15 protein-coding genes are annotated in these 14,880 nt (G+C 70.4%); 10 read left to right on the plus strand and 5 right to left on the minus strand.

Annotation, left to right across the window (positions count from 1 at the left end; all coding sequences use genetic code 11):
* Nucleotides 1–59: 59 nt before the first annotated feature.
* Nucleotides 60–1,496 (minus strand): MFS transporter, encoded by a 1,437-nt coding sequence (locus AB0P24_RS06075; protein ID WP_365791007.1) that lies wholly within the window; start codon nt 1,494–1,496, stop codon nt 60–62.
* Nucleotides 1,497–1,964: 468 nt separating this feature from the next.
* Here AB0P24_RS06075 and AB0P24_RS06080 point away from each other — a divergent pair, with 468 nt between their 5' ends.
* The 4 genes from AB0P24_RS06080 to AB0P24_RS06095 all read left to right on the plus strand — a co-directional run bounded on the left by AB0P24_RS06080 (nt 1,965) and on the right by AB0P24_RS06095 (nt 5,637).
* Nucleotides 1,965–2,927 (plus strand): ABC transporter ATP-binding protein, encoded by a 963-nt coding sequence (locus tag AB0P24_RS06080; RefSeq protein WP_365791008.1) that lies wholly within the window; start codon nt 1,965–1,967, stop codon nt 2,925–2,927.
* A complete protein-coding gene (locus AB0P24_RS06085; RefSeq protein ID WP_365791009.1) occupies nt 2,924–3,685 on the plus strand; it encodes an ABC transporter permease subunit in 762 nt (253 codons plus the stop codon). The genes AB0P24_RS06080 and AB0P24_RS06085 overlap by 4 nt, the downstream gene beginning before the upstream one ends.
* Nucleotides 3,682–4,461 (plus strand): ABC transporter permease subunit, encoded by a 780-nt coding sequence (locus tag AB0P24_RS06090; RefSeq protein ID WP_365791010.1) that lies wholly within the window; start codon nt 3,682–3,684, stop codon nt 4,459–4,461. The genes AB0P24_RS06085 and AB0P24_RS06090 overlap by 4 nt, the downstream gene beginning before the upstream one ends.
* Nucleotides 4,462–4,572: 111 nt before the next feature.
* The gene (locus AB0P24_RS06095) at nt 4,573–5,637 is read left to right on the plus strand and encodes an ABC transporter substrate-binding protein (RefSeq protein ID WP_365791011.1); all 1,065 of its coding nucleotides are present in this window, start codon (nt 4,573–4,575) and stop codon (nt 5,635–5,637) included.
* Nucleotides 5,638–5,707: 70 nt separating this feature from the next.
* Here the strand turns inward: AB0P24_RS06095 and AB0P24_RS06100 are convergent, their stop codons facing one another.
* The 4 genes from AB0P24_RS06100 to AB0P24_RS06115 all read right to left on the minus strand — a co-directional run bounded on the left by AB0P24_RS06100 (nt 5,708) and on the right by AB0P24_RS06115 (nt 9,837).
* The gene (locus AB0P24_RS06100) at nt 5,708–6,682 is read right to left on the minus strand and encodes a glycosyltransferase family 2 protein (protein ID WP_365791012.1); all 975 of its coding nucleotides are present in this window, start codon (nt 6,680–6,682) and stop codon (nt 5,708–5,710) included.
* Nucleotides 6,683–6,744: 62 nt separating this feature from the next.
* Complete coding sequence (locus tag AB0P24_RS06105) at nt 6,745–7,767, minus strand: arginine deiminase family protein (protein ID WP_365791013.1); 1,023 nt, start codon at nt 7,765–7,767, stop codon at nt 6,745–6,747.
* Nucleotides 7,768–7,776: 9 nt separating this feature from the next.
* Entirely contained in the window at nt 7,777–9,267 is a 1,491-nt protein-coding gene (locus AB0P24_RS06110) for a sulfatase-like hydrolase/transferase (RefSeq protein ID WP_365791014.1), read from the minus strand.
* Between the two features lie 72 nt (nt 9,268–9,339).
* Entirely contained in the window at nt 9,340–9,837 is a 498-nt protein-coding gene (locus AB0P24_RS06115; RefSeq protein WP_365791015.1) for a DUF6027 family protein, read from the minus strand.
* A gap of 246 nt (nt 9,838–10,083) precedes the next feature.
* On the opposite strand from AB0P24_RS06115, the gene AB0P24_RS06120 reads away from it, so the two are divergent.
* The 6 genes from AB0P24_RS06120 to AB0P24_RS06145 are packed head-to-tail and all read left to right on the plus strand — an operon-like array spanning nt 10,084 to nt 14,863.
* On the plus strand, nt 10,084–10,452 hold the full coding sequence (locus AB0P24_RS06120) for a 6-carboxytetrahydropterin synthase (RefSeq protein WP_365791016.1): 369 nt from the start codon (nt 10,084–10,086) through the stop codon (nt 10,450–10,452).
* The gene (locus AB0P24_RS06125) at nt 10,368–11,195 is read left to right on the plus strand and encodes a 7-carboxy-7-deazaguanine synthase QueE (protein ID WP_365791017.1); all 828 of its coding nucleotides are present in this window, start codon (nt 10,368–10,370) and stop codon (nt 11,193–11,195) included. Before AB0P24_RS06120 ends, AB0P24_RS06125 begins: the two co-directional genes overlap by 85 nt.
* Complete coding sequence (gene folE, locus AB0P24_RS06130; RefSeq protein ID WP_365791018.1) at nt 11,196–11,795, plus strand: GTP cyclohydrolase I; 600 nt, start codon at nt 11,196–11,198, stop codon at nt 11,793–11,795.
* 50 nt (nt 11,796–11,845) lie between these two features.
* Complete coding sequence (locus AB0P24_RS06135) at nt 11,846–13,015, plus strand: IMP dehydrogenase (RefSeq protein ID WP_365791019.1); 1,170 nt, start codon at nt 11,846–11,848, stop codon at nt 13,013–13,015.
* Nucleotides 13,002–13,577 carry a phosphoribosyltransferase family protein gene (locus tag AB0P24_RS06140; protein WP_365791020.1) on the plus strand — a complete coding sequence of 192 codons (576 nt, stop codon included), beginning with the start codon at nt 13,002–13,004 and terminating at the stop codon, nt 13,575–13,577. Before AB0P24_RS06135 ends, AB0P24_RS06140 begins: the two co-directional genes overlap by 14 nt.
* Nucleotides 13,574–14,863 (plus strand): UbiD family decarboxylase, encoded by a 1,290-nt coding sequence (locus AB0P24_RS06145; RefSeq protein WP_365791021.1) that lies wholly within the window; start codon nt 13,574–13,576, stop codon nt 14,861–14,863. Before AB0P24_RS06140 ends, AB0P24_RS06145 begins: the two co-directional genes overlap by 4 nt.
* Nucleotides 14,864–14,880: the final 17 nt, after the last annotated feature.

Raw genomic sequence — 14,880 nt, forward strand, 5'->3', positions numbered from 1 at the left:
CTCGGCGCCACCGCAGCCTCGTCGGCTCCTGTCCGCCGCACGCATGGCCGGCTGCGGGGTCATTCCTCCCGCAGGACCGGCTTCGGCAGCAGAGCGGTCAGCAGCACGCCGGCGAGGAGGAACGCCGAGCCGGTCAGGAAGGCCAGCGAGTAGCCCGCGGTGAGCTCTTCCGGGGCGATGACGCCTGATTGCGCATGCGAAGAGATCCGGCCGGACGCCGCCGCCGTGAGGACGGTCAGGCCAAGCGCGCCGCCCAACTGGCTGGATGTGTTGAGTACTCCGGAGACAGCACCCTGCTCGGGCGCCGGCACCCTGGAGGTGGCCGCCGCGGTGATGGGCGTCATCAGCAGTCCCGCGCCGGTCATGGTCAGGATGCCGGGGCCGAGAATCGTGCCCAGGAAGGTGCCGTGAACGGTGAGTGTGCTCTGCCAGACCATGCCGCCGGCCGCGAGCAGCCCGCCCGCCGCGCCGATCAGGCGGGCGTCCACGTGCTTCATCAGCCGTGGCGACAGTGTGGAGCTGAGCACGACCGACACGGTTTGCGGGAGAAAACAGAGTCCGGTTTGTACGGGGCTGTAGTGGAGCAGGTTCTGCATGTAGAGGGTGAGGAAGTACCACACAGGGAGAGTTGCCGCGCCGGCGGTGAGCAGGACCGTGTTCGCGACGGACACCGAGCGGATCCGGAAGAGCCGCAGCGGGATCAGGGGCTCGGCGGTCCGCGACTCGACCAGGACGAAGAGCGCGAGGGCGGCCAGGCTGCCGGCGACCGGCAGCAGTGCCTGCCAGGACGCCCAGCCGTGCGGTGTGCTCTGCGCGATGCCGTACGCGAGCGCGGCCACGCCCGCGGTGACCAGCACGGCGCCGGACAGGTCCAGCCGCCGGGCGAGTTCGTCGCGGCGCAACGGGAGACAGAGCGCGGCGCTCACCAGGAGCAGCGCCCCGATCGGGACGTTCACCAGCAGCACCCAGTGCCAGGACAGGACGCTGGTGAGCACACCGCCGATCAGGCCGCCCGTGGCCCCGCCTCCGGCGCCGACCGCGGTCCAGATGCCGATGGCCTGGGTGCGTTCAGGGCCCTCGGGGAAGGTCGTGGTGATGATCGACAAGGTGGTCGGTGCCAGCACCGCGGAGCCGAGGCCCTGTACGGCGCGGGCGGTGACCAGCATCCAGGGTTCCTGAGCCAGGCCGCCGACGAGGCTGGCCGCCGTGAACAGGCCGAGGCCGGTGAGGAAGGTGCGTTCGCGGCCGAAGAGATCGGCGAGCCTGCCGCCGAGCAGCAGGAATCCGGCAAAGGTGAGCGTGTAGGCGCTGACGACCCACTGGAGTTCGGTCTCACCGAGGCCCAGGTCGGTGCGCATGGACGGCAGTGCCACATTGACGACCGACACGTCGAGCACGACGAGGAACTGCCCCCCACAGACCACCGCGAGCACCGCCCAGGCAGGCCGGGTCCGTTTGCGCTCCTCTAAGTGGGCGGGCTCGAGCGACTGACTCATTTCGTTCACTCTTCCTGCTTCCTGTGTGGTCGGCGTCGAGGCCTCACGGTGCCGACCCGCGCCGGCCGGGGAAGGGAAGGCGCATTCTAAACACGCCCGTGAGCTGCGCACGAACGCTACGTCGACGCCGCGCACCGCACCCGGGGCAGGACCGCGGAGAAATGATTGAACACCATGGTCGCGAACGGAATCCCTGCATTACTCTCCGTCGGGAACGGCCCGCGGCAGCCGGGCAATCCTCTGCATGAATCCTCAGGTTCACAGGGTCATGGAGTCGCCGATCAGTCCGTGCTCGGCAGGACGAGTGAGGACAGCGAACCGGGTGGCGTGCGACGGAGCTGCCCGCATGTTCACGGAGCCCCGCTCTCTGCCTCCACGGCGGATGGGAGGGAGCCGGTGACAGAGCCGTTTCCACCTCCGACCGCACCGACCGGCACCTCGGCTGCCGACTGATCTGGGAGTGATGCGATGGGCGAGTCCACCCCTGCCTCGATGCCGCCGACTGTCTCCGACACCGGGGACGGCACCGCCGCCGGGGAGAAGGAGGGTGTTCCGGGTTCCGGCGGCGACACGGGGCCCGGGCCGGGAGACGCTGCCGCGCCGGCGGCGATGGAGCTGAGCGGAGTCGTCAAGCACTTCTCGTCACGTCGGCGTACCACGGTGGCGCTCGACGGTGTCGATCTCACCGTCCGCAAGGGCGAGTTCGTCAGTCTGCTCGGTCCCTCCGGCTGCGGGAAGTCCACCGTGCTGCGGCTGCTCGCCGGACTCGAAGAGCCCACCGCGGGCCGGGTCCGCGTGCACGGGCGTCCACCGGCGGCCCTGGTCGCGGAGCACCGGCTGGGCGTGGCCTTTCAGCACCACGCACTGCTTCCCTGGGAGAGCGTCGCCGGGAACGTCGCCCTGCCCTTCAGGGCTGCGGGCCGCCCGGTCGACCGAGACAGGGTCAGCGAGCTGCTCCGGCTGACCGGGCTGACGGACTTCGCCGAGGCACGCCCCCGCCAGCTGTCGGGAGGGATGTGCCAGCGGGTCGCCATCGCGCGGGCCCTCGCCCTGAATCCCGAAGTGCTGCTTCTCGACGAGCCGTTCGGAGCGCTGGACGTGGTGACACGGCGCCGCCTCAACTTCGAGCTCGCGCGCATCTGGTCGGAGCAGCGCATCACCACCCTCCTGGTGACCCATGATGTGGAAGAGGCCGTGCTGCTCGCCGACCGAGTGGTGGTGCTGACTGGTCGACCGGGCCGCGTGCGGCATACGGAGCAGGTCCGCCTGCGGCGCCCGCGCGGCAGTCAGCTGACGCGGGAGCACGATTTTCACGAGCGGGTCGACTGGCTCACGGCACTGCTCGACGGCGACCTCGGCGGCCCTGCGGCCGCCGACGAGAGCCGCCCCGCCGAACCGGGCCGCCGACTGCCGCGAAGGCACGGCTGGTGAGGGCCGAGCGGGCCGGACGCATCCGGACGGGGATGCTGGTGACGGCGGGTGCCGTGCTGTCGGTCGGCGTGATGGAGGCTGTCGGACGGCTGGAGCTCTTCGGCAGCGACTGGCCGCCGCTCAGCCAGGTGTTCGGCATCCTGCGCGATCCGGTCATGCGTACCCTGCTGGGCAGGTCGCTGAGCGCCACGGCGGGCGAGGCGGGGACCGGGTTGCTGACCGGCACGCTCACAGCGGTCGCCGTCGCGGTGCTCGGAGTGCTGCTGCCCGTGCTGCAACCGGGCCTGGACCGGCTGGCCGCGGTCATCAATGCCGTGCCGCTGATCGCGCTCGGCCCTCTGCTGATCGCCGCCGTGGGCCGTGAGGGCAGCTCGGCCCTGATCGCGGCGCTGGCGGTGGGGTTCGTCATGTTCGTCTCCATGACCTCAGGTCTGGAGGCGGCGAGCGCGGCGCACCGGGACGTGCTGACAGCCCTCGGCGCGCCCCGGATCACCACGCTGGTGCGGCTGCGACTGCCCGCGTCGGTGCCGACGGCGCTCGACGGCCTCACCCAGGCGGCTCCGGCGGCCGTGCTCGGCGCAATCGTCGGCGAATGGTTCGGTGCGCCGCGCGGGCTGGGAACACTGCTGGTCAGCGCCATGCAGAACGACCAGACGCTGTTGCTGTGGGCGGCGGGAACGGCCGCCGGCCTGCTGGCAATGGCGTCCTACGCGGTGACGGGGGCACTGCGCTCCTCGATGGCCTGGAGGTTTCAATGAGCGCGCCCGGCGCGTCCTGGCGGCGCGTCCTGGCGGCGCTGGGTGCGGTGCTCACCCGGAACTGGACGGTGCTCGCCCTGGTGCTCGCCTGGGAGTTGTGGGTACGCGCCCGGCACCTCAACGCCATCGTGGTGCCCGCCCCGTACGCCGTGGTGTCCGACATCGTCCGGAACCCGTCCGCCTACGCGGGCCCCCTGGGGCACACCCTGCTGAACTCGGCCGTCGGCCTGGTTCTCGGTATGGCACTGGGGGTGTGCTGTGCCGTCGCGGTCTGGTCCTCACGGGTGCTGCTGGGGCTCCTGACGCCGCTGGTGATGATCATGCGAGCGGTTCCTGTGGTGGCGATGATCCCGGTGATCGCCGTGGTGACGGGGTACGGGGCGGCTGCGGTGACGACGGTCACCACCCTGGTCTCGTTGTTCCCGGCCTTTGTGATGGTGCTGTCGGGGCTGCGTTCGGCGCCGGCGGCGATGACCGACGTGTTCACCGTCCTGGGGGCGTCCCGTCTGACGGTGCTGCGCAGGCTTCTGCTGCCGCACGCGGTTCCGCACTTCCTCGTCGCGCTGCGGCTGACGGCCCCGTCGGCGGTGCTCGCTGTGATGCTGGCGGAGTATCTGCTCGGCCGGGAAGGCCTGGGGACGCTCTTCGCCGACGCGACGATCTTCGTGGCGCCGCAGCGCGCCTGGGGTGGCGCTCTGATCGCCACGGTGGTGTCCGTCGGGTGTTTCGTGGCCGCGCGCGGTGTGGAGCGCCGCTACGCCGCCCGGTTCCGCTGACCTCTTCTCCTCGGTCTTTCCGCCTTCCGTCTTCTTTTCCGTTCCGTCCATTCGAAAGGACCGTCCGACATGTCCGCGTCCCCATCCCCTCGTCCGCAGCCGCACGAGTCCGTGTCCGCCCTGTCCCGCAGGCGTCTGCTGAAAGCGGCCGGTGCGACGGGGGCCGCCGCTCTCGGGGGCGGTCTGCTCGCCGGGTGCAGTAACACGGGCAGTGCGCAGGCCTCCTCGTCGACGGGCCGGGTGCGCGTGGCGCTCGGCTGGCTCAAGGACATCGAGTTCGCCGGGTTCTGGTACGCGGACTCGGCCGGCTACTACGCGGAGGAAAACCTCAGCGTCGAATTCCAGGCGGGCGGACCGAACGCACCGGACACCACCTCCCTGCTGGCCAGCGGGCAAGCCGACATCGGCGTGCACGCCAACATGCAGATCCTGCTGGGAGCCGTCGCCCAGGGAAATGACTTCGTCATGGTGGGGGCCGGGCTGCAGACCAACCCGGGCGGACTGATCTCCCTGGCCTCGGACCCGGTGCGGCACCCCCGGGACCTCAGCGGAGCAAAAATCCTGGGCCAGGTGGGAGCCAAACCGCAGATCAACGCGATTTTCGAGCTGGCGGGACTGAAGAAAGACTACGAATTCATCCCGGCCGGATCTACCGTGGACCCCCTTCTGAAGAAGAAGGGGAAAGCGTTCACCGGCTATGTCACCAGCCAGCCGGTCACGCTGGAGACCAAGTACAAGATGAAACCCGGCAGGGACTTCTTGTCGGTGACCTACGAATCGCTCGGGCTGCCCGCGTATGCGACCATCGTGTACTGCACGGAGACATTCCTGAAGCAGCACAGGACGGTGATGGAGCGGTTCATGCGCGCCACCATCCGCGGCTGGCAGGACAACGCCAAGAATCCGGAGCGTGCCGCGCACCTCGTGGTCGAGAAGTACGGCGCCGATCTCGGCCTCGACCTTACGGAGCAGATACGTGGGAATGAGATCCAGACCTCATTCATGGAGAATGCGATGACCCGCAAGAAGGGCATCTTCCGACTGGACACCGAGCGGCTGCGCGGACCCATGTACGCAGGACTGCGCGCCGCGGGCGTGAAGAACCTCCCGGATGCGGACAAGGTCGTCGACCACAGCATCCTGGACGCCGTCTATCGCGGGCGCAGCCGCGTGTGACCCCCGCCTGCGGGTGCGGAACGCGGAGTGTGTGCCGCGCCCGCAGGCGCAGGCGGGGCCCCGACCCGTGTCAGCGGCCGTTCAGGGCAGCGCGCAGCTGCTCCTCGACTCGCTCGGGGGACGGCAGGGGGTCGCCGAGCGCGTGGTAGAGGACCCGGAGCGTCCGCTCGTAGTAGTGGTGGTCCAGGGGCGTGCCCGTCTCGAACGAGGCGTATGCCATCTGGTACATGACCGGCATGAACTGGCGCACGTGCCGCGCACGCTCACTGGTGGCGGGCCACCGCTCGCAGATCAGGTGCCAGTTGTCCTCGTAGACCTTCAGGGCCGTGGCGTCGTCGGAGGTCGGGGTCGTCAGGCTCTCGACGTTGGGGATCCGGTGCAGGGCGATGGCGACCTCCGGCTGATGCGTCACCCGGTACTTGTGCCCGTGCACCAGTCGCAGGAAGAACTCCCAGTCCTCCTCGACGGGAAGCGCCGTGTCGAAGAACGCCCCGGCCGCGCGGGGAGAACGGCACACCACCGCGGACGGCGCGAAATGGTTGGTGACGTCGAGCAGCCCGCGGTCGAAGGGGAAGTCCAGCCGGACGAACACCTCGGCCTCGTCGATCGTCGTACCGGTGACCCGGGTCCGCGCGATGTTGATGTTGACGTAGACCAGGTCGGCGCCGTTCCGCAACAGCGGCAAGGTGCCGGTCAGGTGCTGCGGACTGAAGACGTCGTCATCGTCGAGGAACGCCACGTACTCGCCCTCGGCCACCTCGAGCCCGGCGTTGCGGGCCGCCGACGGGCCGCCCTGCGCCGGCTGGTTGATGAGGCGCACGTTCAGGGACCGGCCGGCGGCCTCGACCACGTCGTCGACAGGAGCACCGTGGTCGTTGACGACGATCACCTCTAACTGACCGTCGAAGTCCAGGGTCTGTACGCTCTGCAACGCAACGGCGAGGCGCTCGGGGCGATTGTAGGTCGGGATAATGACACTGACCAGCACTGATGATCCTCTCAAGGGTTCGGGTCGGGCGTGGGAAAGCAGAGGTTCCCCCGGCACACCTGTATCGGCGGTGCCTACAGTGACGCCCGGTCGACGGGACGCGTCGCAGGGGCCGGAGTCTATCGATCCGAGGGGTTCGCCGCCCTGCCGCCGTGGGACGGCCCGACTGACGGGGTGTCGGGCGAGCGGTGCAGGACACCGGTGAGACAACCGAGTGCGCCGGCTGCCCGGACGTACTCGCCGACGTCCACGACGCGTGTCCGGATGCCGGCTTTCTCCAGCCGCCGCCGGGTGCGCGGGCAGCCGTCCGGCATGAGGACCCGTCCGGGGGCGAGCGTGACGAAGTTGAGGCTGCGGGCGTGCACCACCTCGTCGTCGGGCTCGAATTCGATCAGCTCGTAGTCCCGGGCCCGCAGGGCGGCGCGCAGTTCGTCGGTCGCGGCGGCCGAGTGGAGGACCGCCTGCCGAGGACCGACGGGTACCAGCGAACCGAGCAGATGCTGCACGCCTGGGCCGAGCGGTATCGGCAGAACCGTCACCCCCTGCTCGCCCAGGACGTGGCGCAGCGCGGCGACCCCGGCCGCGTCGGTGCGGAAACCGGTGCTCACCAGGACCGTTTCGCTGTCGATCCACAGGGCGTCGGCCCCCTCGAACGATGCGGTGCCACGGACGGTGTGCACGATCGGGACGCCCGCCTGCGCCAGCGCGAGCGCCGCGTGACGTTCCTCGCCGGCCCGCTGCGCCGACGCGGTCCGCCCCAGCACGGCCCCTTCCGGGGTGACCAGGAACAGATCGCGCAGGAAGATCACGTTGGGCGGGGCGTCCGGTGGCGGGTGCGCCACATGGACAGCGACGCCCTCGGCCCGGAACGCCTCGGCCACGGCGTCCGTCTGCGCGCGGAGCCGCCCGAGGTCGACCCGGTGCGTCATCAGCTGCGCGCGGGCGTCGGTCACGGCGCCCGTGCTGTCGGGCGGCCGGGCGAGGAGCACGGATCGCAGCGGGTCGGTCTCCGAGCGGTAGCCGCAGCGCGCCCAGGTCCGGCCCGCGGCGACCTCCGCGGCATGGCTGCCGGGGCGGGCCGTCCAGCCGGGGCCGCCGAGCGTGCTGGGGTGGTCCGGCCCGGTGCGGGACGCGGTGTCCATGCCGGGGCCTCAGACCGAGTAGCCGAGGGAGCGGAGCTGACCACGTATGTCGTCGGTCACTGTGGTCGGCTCGGGCTCTCGCAGGGCGGTGCGGTAGTCGTCGAGCAGGGCCAGCAGATCCGCGCCGTCGTCGTCCGGGTCGGGCCTGGGCACGCCGTCGGCGCCGAACCGTTCGACCTGGACGCGGTCACAGGGGGTGGCCCGCTGGAGCGAGTCGGAATAGTGCCGCGTCATCCGCACCACCCTGCGGTCGCCCAGATAGGCGGCGTGCCCGACCAGGAAGTGCGGCAGCGGGCCCGGGGTCCGGCCGTTGAGCTGCCGTTCCTGGAAGGCGATGAAGTCGTTCAGCTCGACGTTGTAGGACTCGGCGACGGCGGACGCGTCCCCGTCAAGGGGTTCCGTGCCGCGTACCACGGAGGCAAGGGAACGGCCGTCGAAGTTCTTGAGGGCGGGGGCGGGGATGGCAGCGAGGTCCAGCGCGGTGGGGGCGATGTCGACGGTACGGATGCGGTGTTCGTACGTGCCCGGCGGTATTCCGTCGCCGACGATGATCAGTGGGACGCGCAGTACCCCTTCGGACATCGAGTTGAAGTGCCCGTTGGTCTGCTCGTCGAACTCCTCGCCGTGGTCGGCGAAGAGGACCAGCAGCATCCGCTTGCCGGTGGCGGTGACCCGTTCGGTGAGCCGGTCCAGGAAGGCGCTCAGCCGGGTGGCCTGGAAGTGCGCGACGCCGTCGAGGTACAGCTGGAAGAGCCGGTCGTACGCCCCCTGCTGGTGCAGATACGTGGTGGCACGCTTGTAGCGCATCAGCAGGTCCGCGTCCTCGGCATCGCGGTACGTCTCCACCAAGCGGTCGACGAACGGCAGCTCGTCGGGGAGTTCGGCCTCCAGCTCGGCCACCTTCTCGCGGTAGGCGTCGCCGCCCAGCGTGAGGTTGTGGAATCCGTACGGCACATGGACACTGCCGAAGTGCGCCAGGGCGACGCTGCGGTCCGCGGCCGCCACCGCTTCGACGAAGGCGTCGTCCTCCTCGACGAGGTAGGTGTCGATGTCCCGGGTGAATCCGAGTTCCTTCCCCAAAATGATGGGAAAGTCGACCTTCATCACGGTACGACGCCCGTCGCGCCGCCCGTACGTGAATATCGAAGGGGCCCTCAGTGAGCCGTTGTAGAATTCGTGAAGCCCATTGTGGAGCGGATACTGACCAGTGAATATCGCGCCATGCGAAGCCGCCGTGTAGGGCGCGGCGCTGATCATGTTCGGGAAGTACGCCCCGCGGGAAGCCAGAGTGTCGAGCACCGAGGTGCGCACCGGGCGGATATTCCGGTAGGTGTGCGGCCAGAGCGGTTTCGGATGCGCGGACATCGCGTCACTGCGAAGTGTATCGACAGACACCAAGACGACGTGGTCGTAAGGGCTTGACTGATGCACGGAAATCCGCCTCCGGTGGGCTCTTGGGGGGTGAAGCGGGCGGGGATGCGATGTTCGAGTGTGGAACACCTTCGGTTGAACGGTGTTGAACGGCGGCGCCAGGACGGCCCTGCGGCACGGCGGACCGGGGCAGAGGGGGCGTCAGCCCGCCGGCTTGCCGTCCGCCGCCGTGCCGTCCGCCGCCGTGCCGTCCGCCGCCGTGCCGTCCGCGGCCCGGTCCTCCGCCTGCGGCGGATAGATCTCCGGGTTGTCGAGCGGCAGTTTCAGCCAGGACAGCATCTGCCGGAGCTGGTCGTACGCGGCGAGCCGGGCCTCGTCGGTGCCGGCGCTCTCGGCCCGGTCGACGGGCTCCCACAGCCGGTGGATCATCACCGGACCTATCTCGAGCAGGCCTCCGCTGCCGCCGGTGGCCCACCGCGCCAGGACGTACCGGGCGATGGCCCCCACCGGGATGTCCAGATTGCGGGACATGCCGCGCAGGGTGTGCAGCGGGTCGAGCAGACCGTACCCGACGACGTCCGACTTGAAGTTGGCGTGCGGATCATCCTTCGCCCAGGTGCCCCGCCAGCGGCGCAGGCACACGACGTCGTCGCCGTCCTCACTCGTCCACACATCGGCGCCGGACGGTTCGCTCGCCACCCGGGTCTCCTTCCCGATTCCTCCGGCAGATCCGGGTGAATCTTCCTTCCGGATACACGATCGCGCAACTTTCCTTTCAGGCGGGCGGATGTTCATTCCCCCGCGCTGTACAGGAGGAGGCCGCACCGGTTAAATCTTGGAGCCACGCCTTTTCCAGCCGCGTCCCGACACCTCGCATGCCACGCCACCGCCGAGCTCCTGGGCCGGTCATTCTTGCAGGCAACCCCGGGTGAAAAGGAGTAGCGAATGCTGTCTATCACCAAGGAGTTCCATTTCTCGGCCAGCCACCAATTGGCGCACCTGCCGCCGGACCATCCGTGCACCCGGCTGCACGGGCACAACTACGTGCTGGTCGTGGAACTTTCCTGCGCGGACGAGTCGGTGAACCAAGCGGGGTTCGTTCGGGACTACCGGGAACTGGACTCGCTGAAGAAGTGGATCGACGAGGTCCTGGACCACCGTCACCTGAACGACGTCCTGCGGGAGCGCAATCCCTCCGCGGAGAACCTCGCCCGCTGGGTGCACGAGAAATGGTGCGAGGATTTTCCGGAAATGACCGCGGTCCGGGTGTCCGAGACACCCAAGACCTGGGCCACCTACCGGCCCGCCGCGTAGCTACGAGGAGGTGGGGCACATGGACAGGCCGAAGCTCGTCGTCAACGAAATCTTCGGCCCCACCTGAGTCCGTCCAGGGTGAGGGTCCGTCCACAGGCCGGTCGTGTGCGTTCCTCCGCCTCGGCGGCTGCAACCTGACCTGCACGTGGTGCGACACGCCGTACACATGGGACTGGACCGGCAGTTCGGAGTCCGGTGTCGCGCACCAGCCGGCTGACGAGCTGCATCCGATGGCCGTCGAGGACGTCACCGAGCGGCTGACCGCGCTCGGTACCGGTCTCGTGGTCGTCTCCGGCGGTGAGCCGCTGAGCCAGCAGGAGCGGCTGCTGCCCGTCATCCAGGCGGTACGCGCGGACGGCCGTGAGGTGGAGATCGAGACCAACGGGACCGTCGCGCCCCTGCCGGAACTGGTCGCCGCCGGAGTGCGGTTCAACGTGTCGCCCAAGCTCGCCCACTCCGGGGTCGCCGGGCGCCGGCGGCTCGTGCCGGGCACGCTCACCGCCTTCAACGCGTTGCCGGGCACCTGCTTCAAGTTCGTGTGCGCCGGGCCGGGTGACCTCGTCGAGGTCGAGGAGCTGGTCCGGGCGTACGCACTGGACAACATCTGGATCATGCCGCGCGGCCAGTCGCCGGAGGAGATCGCCGAGGGGCTGCGGGTCCTCGCTGATCCGGTCGTGGCCCGTCAATGGAATCTGACCGGGAGGCTGCACGTGACGCTGTGGGGAAACCAGCGGGGGGTATGAATGGGCCGCGACTTCAACACTTCGACACCGTTCCGAGCCGGGCACACCGGCCGGCCTCAGCCGGACCCCCTGGAGCGCATCGCCAGGGAGCTGCTGCTGGAGCTCGGTGAGGACCCGCAGCGCGAAGGACTCCTGGGGACACCGGCACGCTGGGCACGCTGGTGGCGGGAGTTCACCGAGTACGAGCCGGGCACGCTGGAGACCGTCTTCGAGTCGGCCAGCAGTGAGACCGTCGCGGTCTCCGGGATCGACGTCTGGTCCCTGTGCGAACACCATCTGCTGCCGTTCTCCTGCCGGGTCACCATCGGGTACCGGCCGCAGGGGCAGGTGCTGGGGCTCAGCAAGTTCGCCCGGATCGTCCACCAGCACGCCCACCGACTGCAGTTGCAGGAGCGGCTGACCTCCGACATCGCCGACGCGGTGGCCAAGCTCACCGCCTCCGCGGACGTCGCCGTGCTGTGCCGCGGCGAGCACCTGTGCATGGCCATGCGGGGCATCCGCAGCCCAGCCACGATGACCACGGTCGCCTGGCGGGGCGCGTTCGACGACCCCGCCGTACGAGCGGAGTTCCTCACACTCCAGCCGCCAGCCGCCCAGTGACCGGCGCCCGTTGACTTCGGCGCACGGGGCAGAGAGGACCGCAACACCAGATGCATGTCACCGAAGAGCTGCGGACCGGGCTCAGCTTCGACGATGTTCTGCTCGTGCCGCAGCGCACCGCGCTGCGCAGCCGCCGCCATGCCGACCTGAGCACCGAGCTGCTGCCCGGCCTGCGGCTGCGCATCCCCGTCCTGTCCGCCAACACGCAGTGGTGCACGGGTGACCGTATGGCCGTGGGCATGGCCCTCAACGGCGGGCTGGGCGTGCTGCACCGGATGCAGACCGTCGACCAGCAGGCGGACCAGCTCCAGGCGGTCAAGGCCCGTGAGCCGACCGCACAGGAGCGGGCGGCGGGCGCGACGCTGGACGCCATGGGACGGCTGGCGGCGGGTGCCGCCGTCGGGGTGACCGGGGACTGGCGGGAGCGGTCCGCACGGCTGGTCGAGGGCGGGGCCGACCTGCTGGTGGTCGATGTCGCGCACGGCCACAGCGACCAGGTCCTGGAATCCGTCGCCGAACTGCGCGGTCGCTATCCCGCGCTGGCGCTGATGGCGGGCAACGTCGCCACCCGGGCCGGCACCCGCGATCTCGCCGAGGCCGGTGCCGACATCGTCAAGGTCGGCATCGGGCCGGGCGGGGTGTGCACGACGCGGCTGGTGGCGGGCACGGGCGTACCGCAGCTCAGCGCCGTCCTGGACTGTGCCGCCGAGGCCGCCCGGCACGGGGTGCGGGTTGTGGCTGACGGAGGCGTCCGGCACGCCGGGGACATCGCCAAGGCGCTGGCAGCCGGCGCCTGCGCGGTCATGCTCGGCAGTCTCCTCGCGGGCGCCGCGGAGAGCGAGGCGCTGCCCGCGGAACGCGACGGGCGCCGGTACAAGACGAGCCGCGGCTTCGTGTCGCTCGGCATGGAACTGACGCTGCGGCGGGCCGCCGGGCAGAAGATCACCGCCGAGGAGGTCGACGACTACGTGCCGGAGGGGGTGGAGGCCACCTTCGCCTACACGGGGCCGCTGACCCGGACCCTGCGGCAGCTCACCGGCGGTGTGCAGTCGGCGCTCAGCTACTCCGGCGCCGACGGGCTCGACGCGTTCCGTGAACGGGCCGAGTTCGTCCGAGTCACCGCGGCCGGCCAGGTCGAGAACACCCCGCACGTCCGCGCGCGGACCGAGCACATCGAGATCGACCATGTCGCCGAGGCGGTGCACAGTGAACGGGCGTGAGCAGGCGGGCCCCACCGCCGCGGTCGCCGAGCAGCCTGGCATGTGGACCCGGCAGGGCCCCTACGAGCTGGGCTGGGACGACCTGCGGACGGCACTCGACCGGATTGCCGCGGCCCTGCGCGCCGACGGGTTCGTGCCCGGTGCGGTCCTCGCGGTGGCGCGCGGCGGACTGGTCGCCGCGAGCTATCTCACCTGTGTCCTCGACGCGCCCGTGATGCGCGTCGTACGGGTCCGCCGCACCCGTGACGACAGCCAGTACGCGGCCAAGCAGCCCCCACTGCTGGAGCAGGAGGGCCCCGCTCTGGAACCCGGCACCCCGGTGCTGGTCGTGGACGACATCGTGGGCACCGGCGCCACCGCGGACGTGGTCCGCTCGCACCTTCTGGCGGCGGGCTTCGAGGCCGCGGACCTGCGGTTCGCGGCCCTGGTCCGCAACCACCGCAGCGGATTCGTGCCGGACTACTGCCCGGCGGTCGTCGACGACTGGGTCGTCTTCCCCTGGGAACAGGGATGGAGCCGCACCCCCGGAGTCCGGCCCTTTCCGCTGGACGAGGCGCCGTGAGCAGACGCGGGGCGGGAGCCTTCGCCGGCAGCGGGCTGACCCGCGTCGCACCGGCCGAGGCCGGACTGCCCGCCTGCTACGGGGCGGTGGACGTCTACACCTGCGACCGGCCGCTCAGTGCCGAGGTGGACGTGGCCCGCACCCTGGCCGAGCTGGAACAGCAGTACGGTGCACGGCCCACCACGGTCTTCACCCGGATCACGGACCGTCCCGGGACGCAGGTCCTCGGGCACCCGTATCCGCGGGCGGTCCTGCTCGCGGCGCTCGGCACGGACGAGGGCAGCCGGCTGGAGGAGATGTCCGCCCGTCTTGCCGCGGCGCCGCACCCGGTGCTGCCCGTGCCCACCGGAACCGCGCCCGCGGCGGGCGGTACCACGCCACCGGGACGGGTGGAACTGGGCGGCCTGGACGACCTGCCCGTCCTCCAGCACCGTCCGGGCGACGGCGGACGGTATGTGACCGCCGGGATCGGGGTCACGACCCGGCCGGACGGCTCCGACGTGAACCTCGGCTTCTACTGCGTGCAGGTGGTGTCCTCCCGCCGGGCCCGGATCTTCCTCGATCCGCGCACCGACGCCCACCGCAACCTCATGGCGTGGGGTGCCGCGGGTACGCCCATGCCGCTTTCGGTCTTTCTCGGCGCGGACCCGGTCTATGCGGTGGTCGCCGCCTCCCGGCTGCCCGCCGAGGGCAACGACTACCAGATCGCCTCGCGCCTGCTGCGCGGTGAGGTCACCGTCAGCGGCACACCGCCCGTTCCCGCCGACGCCACGCACGTCCTCACCGGCCTGGTGCGCTGCGAGCGCGAAACCGAGGGCCCGTTCGGCGAGTTCAAGGGCTACTACGTGGAACAACGGCAGGGATTCGTTCTCGACATCACCGGCGTGACCGCCCGCCCGGGAGCCCCGTGGCCGAGTATCGTCGCGGGTGCGGAGTCCGGACTGACCCTGATGAGCTTCCAGAACGAGTATCTGATGTACGCGCACCTCTCCGGGCTTGGTCTGCCGGTCCGGTCGGTGCGCTACTCGCTGGAGGCGCGCGGCGAGTTCGTCGTGTCCATCGAGACCGACGCGCCCAGCCTGGAACTCGTGCGGGAGGCCATGCGGTTCGACGTCCGCTGCAAGCTGTTCCTGTGCGGGCCCGATCTCAGCAGCATCGGCCAGGCCCTGGCGACCCACGGTTTCGTCAGTCACCGCGAGCCGTACCACCGCAAGGGCAGAATCGAGGGCGAGCGGCTGGGGCTCGCGCTGGTCATCCCGCCGGCCGGGCGCCCCGTCGAGTACTGACCAAGGACTGAGGAACG

Source organism: Streptomyces sp. NPDC086519 (assembly GCF_040686075.1).
Taxonomy (GTDB): domain Bacteria; phylum Actinomycetota; class Actinomycetes; order Streptomycetales; family Streptomycetaceae; genus Streptomyces; species Streptomyces shenzhenensis.

Bases quoted from the DNA above. Each gene is read 5' to 3' on its own strand.
- AB0P24_RS06075 (WP_365791007.1), bottom strand. From the start codon at position 1,496: ATGAGTCAGTCGCTCGAGCCCGCCCACTTAGAGGAGCGCAAACGGACC.
- AB0P24_RS06080 (WP_365791008.1), top strand. From the start codon at position 1,965: ATGGGCGAGTCCACCCCTGCCTCGATGCCGCCGACTGTCTCCGACACC.
- AB0P24_RS06090 (WP_365791010.1), top strand. From the start codon at position 3,682: ATGAGCGCGCCCGGCGCGTCCTGGCGGCGCGTCCTGGCGGCGCTGGGT.
- AB0P24_RS06105 (WP_365791013.1), bottom strand. From the start codon at position 7,767: ATGGACACCGCGTCCCGCACCGGGCCGGACCACCCCAGCACGCTCGGC.
- AB0P24_RS06120 (WP_365791016.1), top strand. From the start codon at position 10,084: ATGCTGTCTATCACCAAGGAGTTCCATTTCTCGGCCAGCCACCAATTG.
- AB0P24_RS06125 (WP_365791017.1), top strand. From the start codon at position 10,368: ATGGTGCGAGGATTTTCCGGAAATGACCGCGGTCCGGGTGTCCGAGAC.
- folE (WP_365791018.1), top strand. From the start codon at position 11,196: ATGGGCCGCGACTTCAACACTTCGACACCGTTCCGAGCCGGGCACACC.
- AB0P24_RS06135 (WP_365791019.1), top strand. From the start codon at position 11,846: ATGCATGTCACCGAAGAGCTGCGGACCGGGCTCAGCTTCGACGATGTT.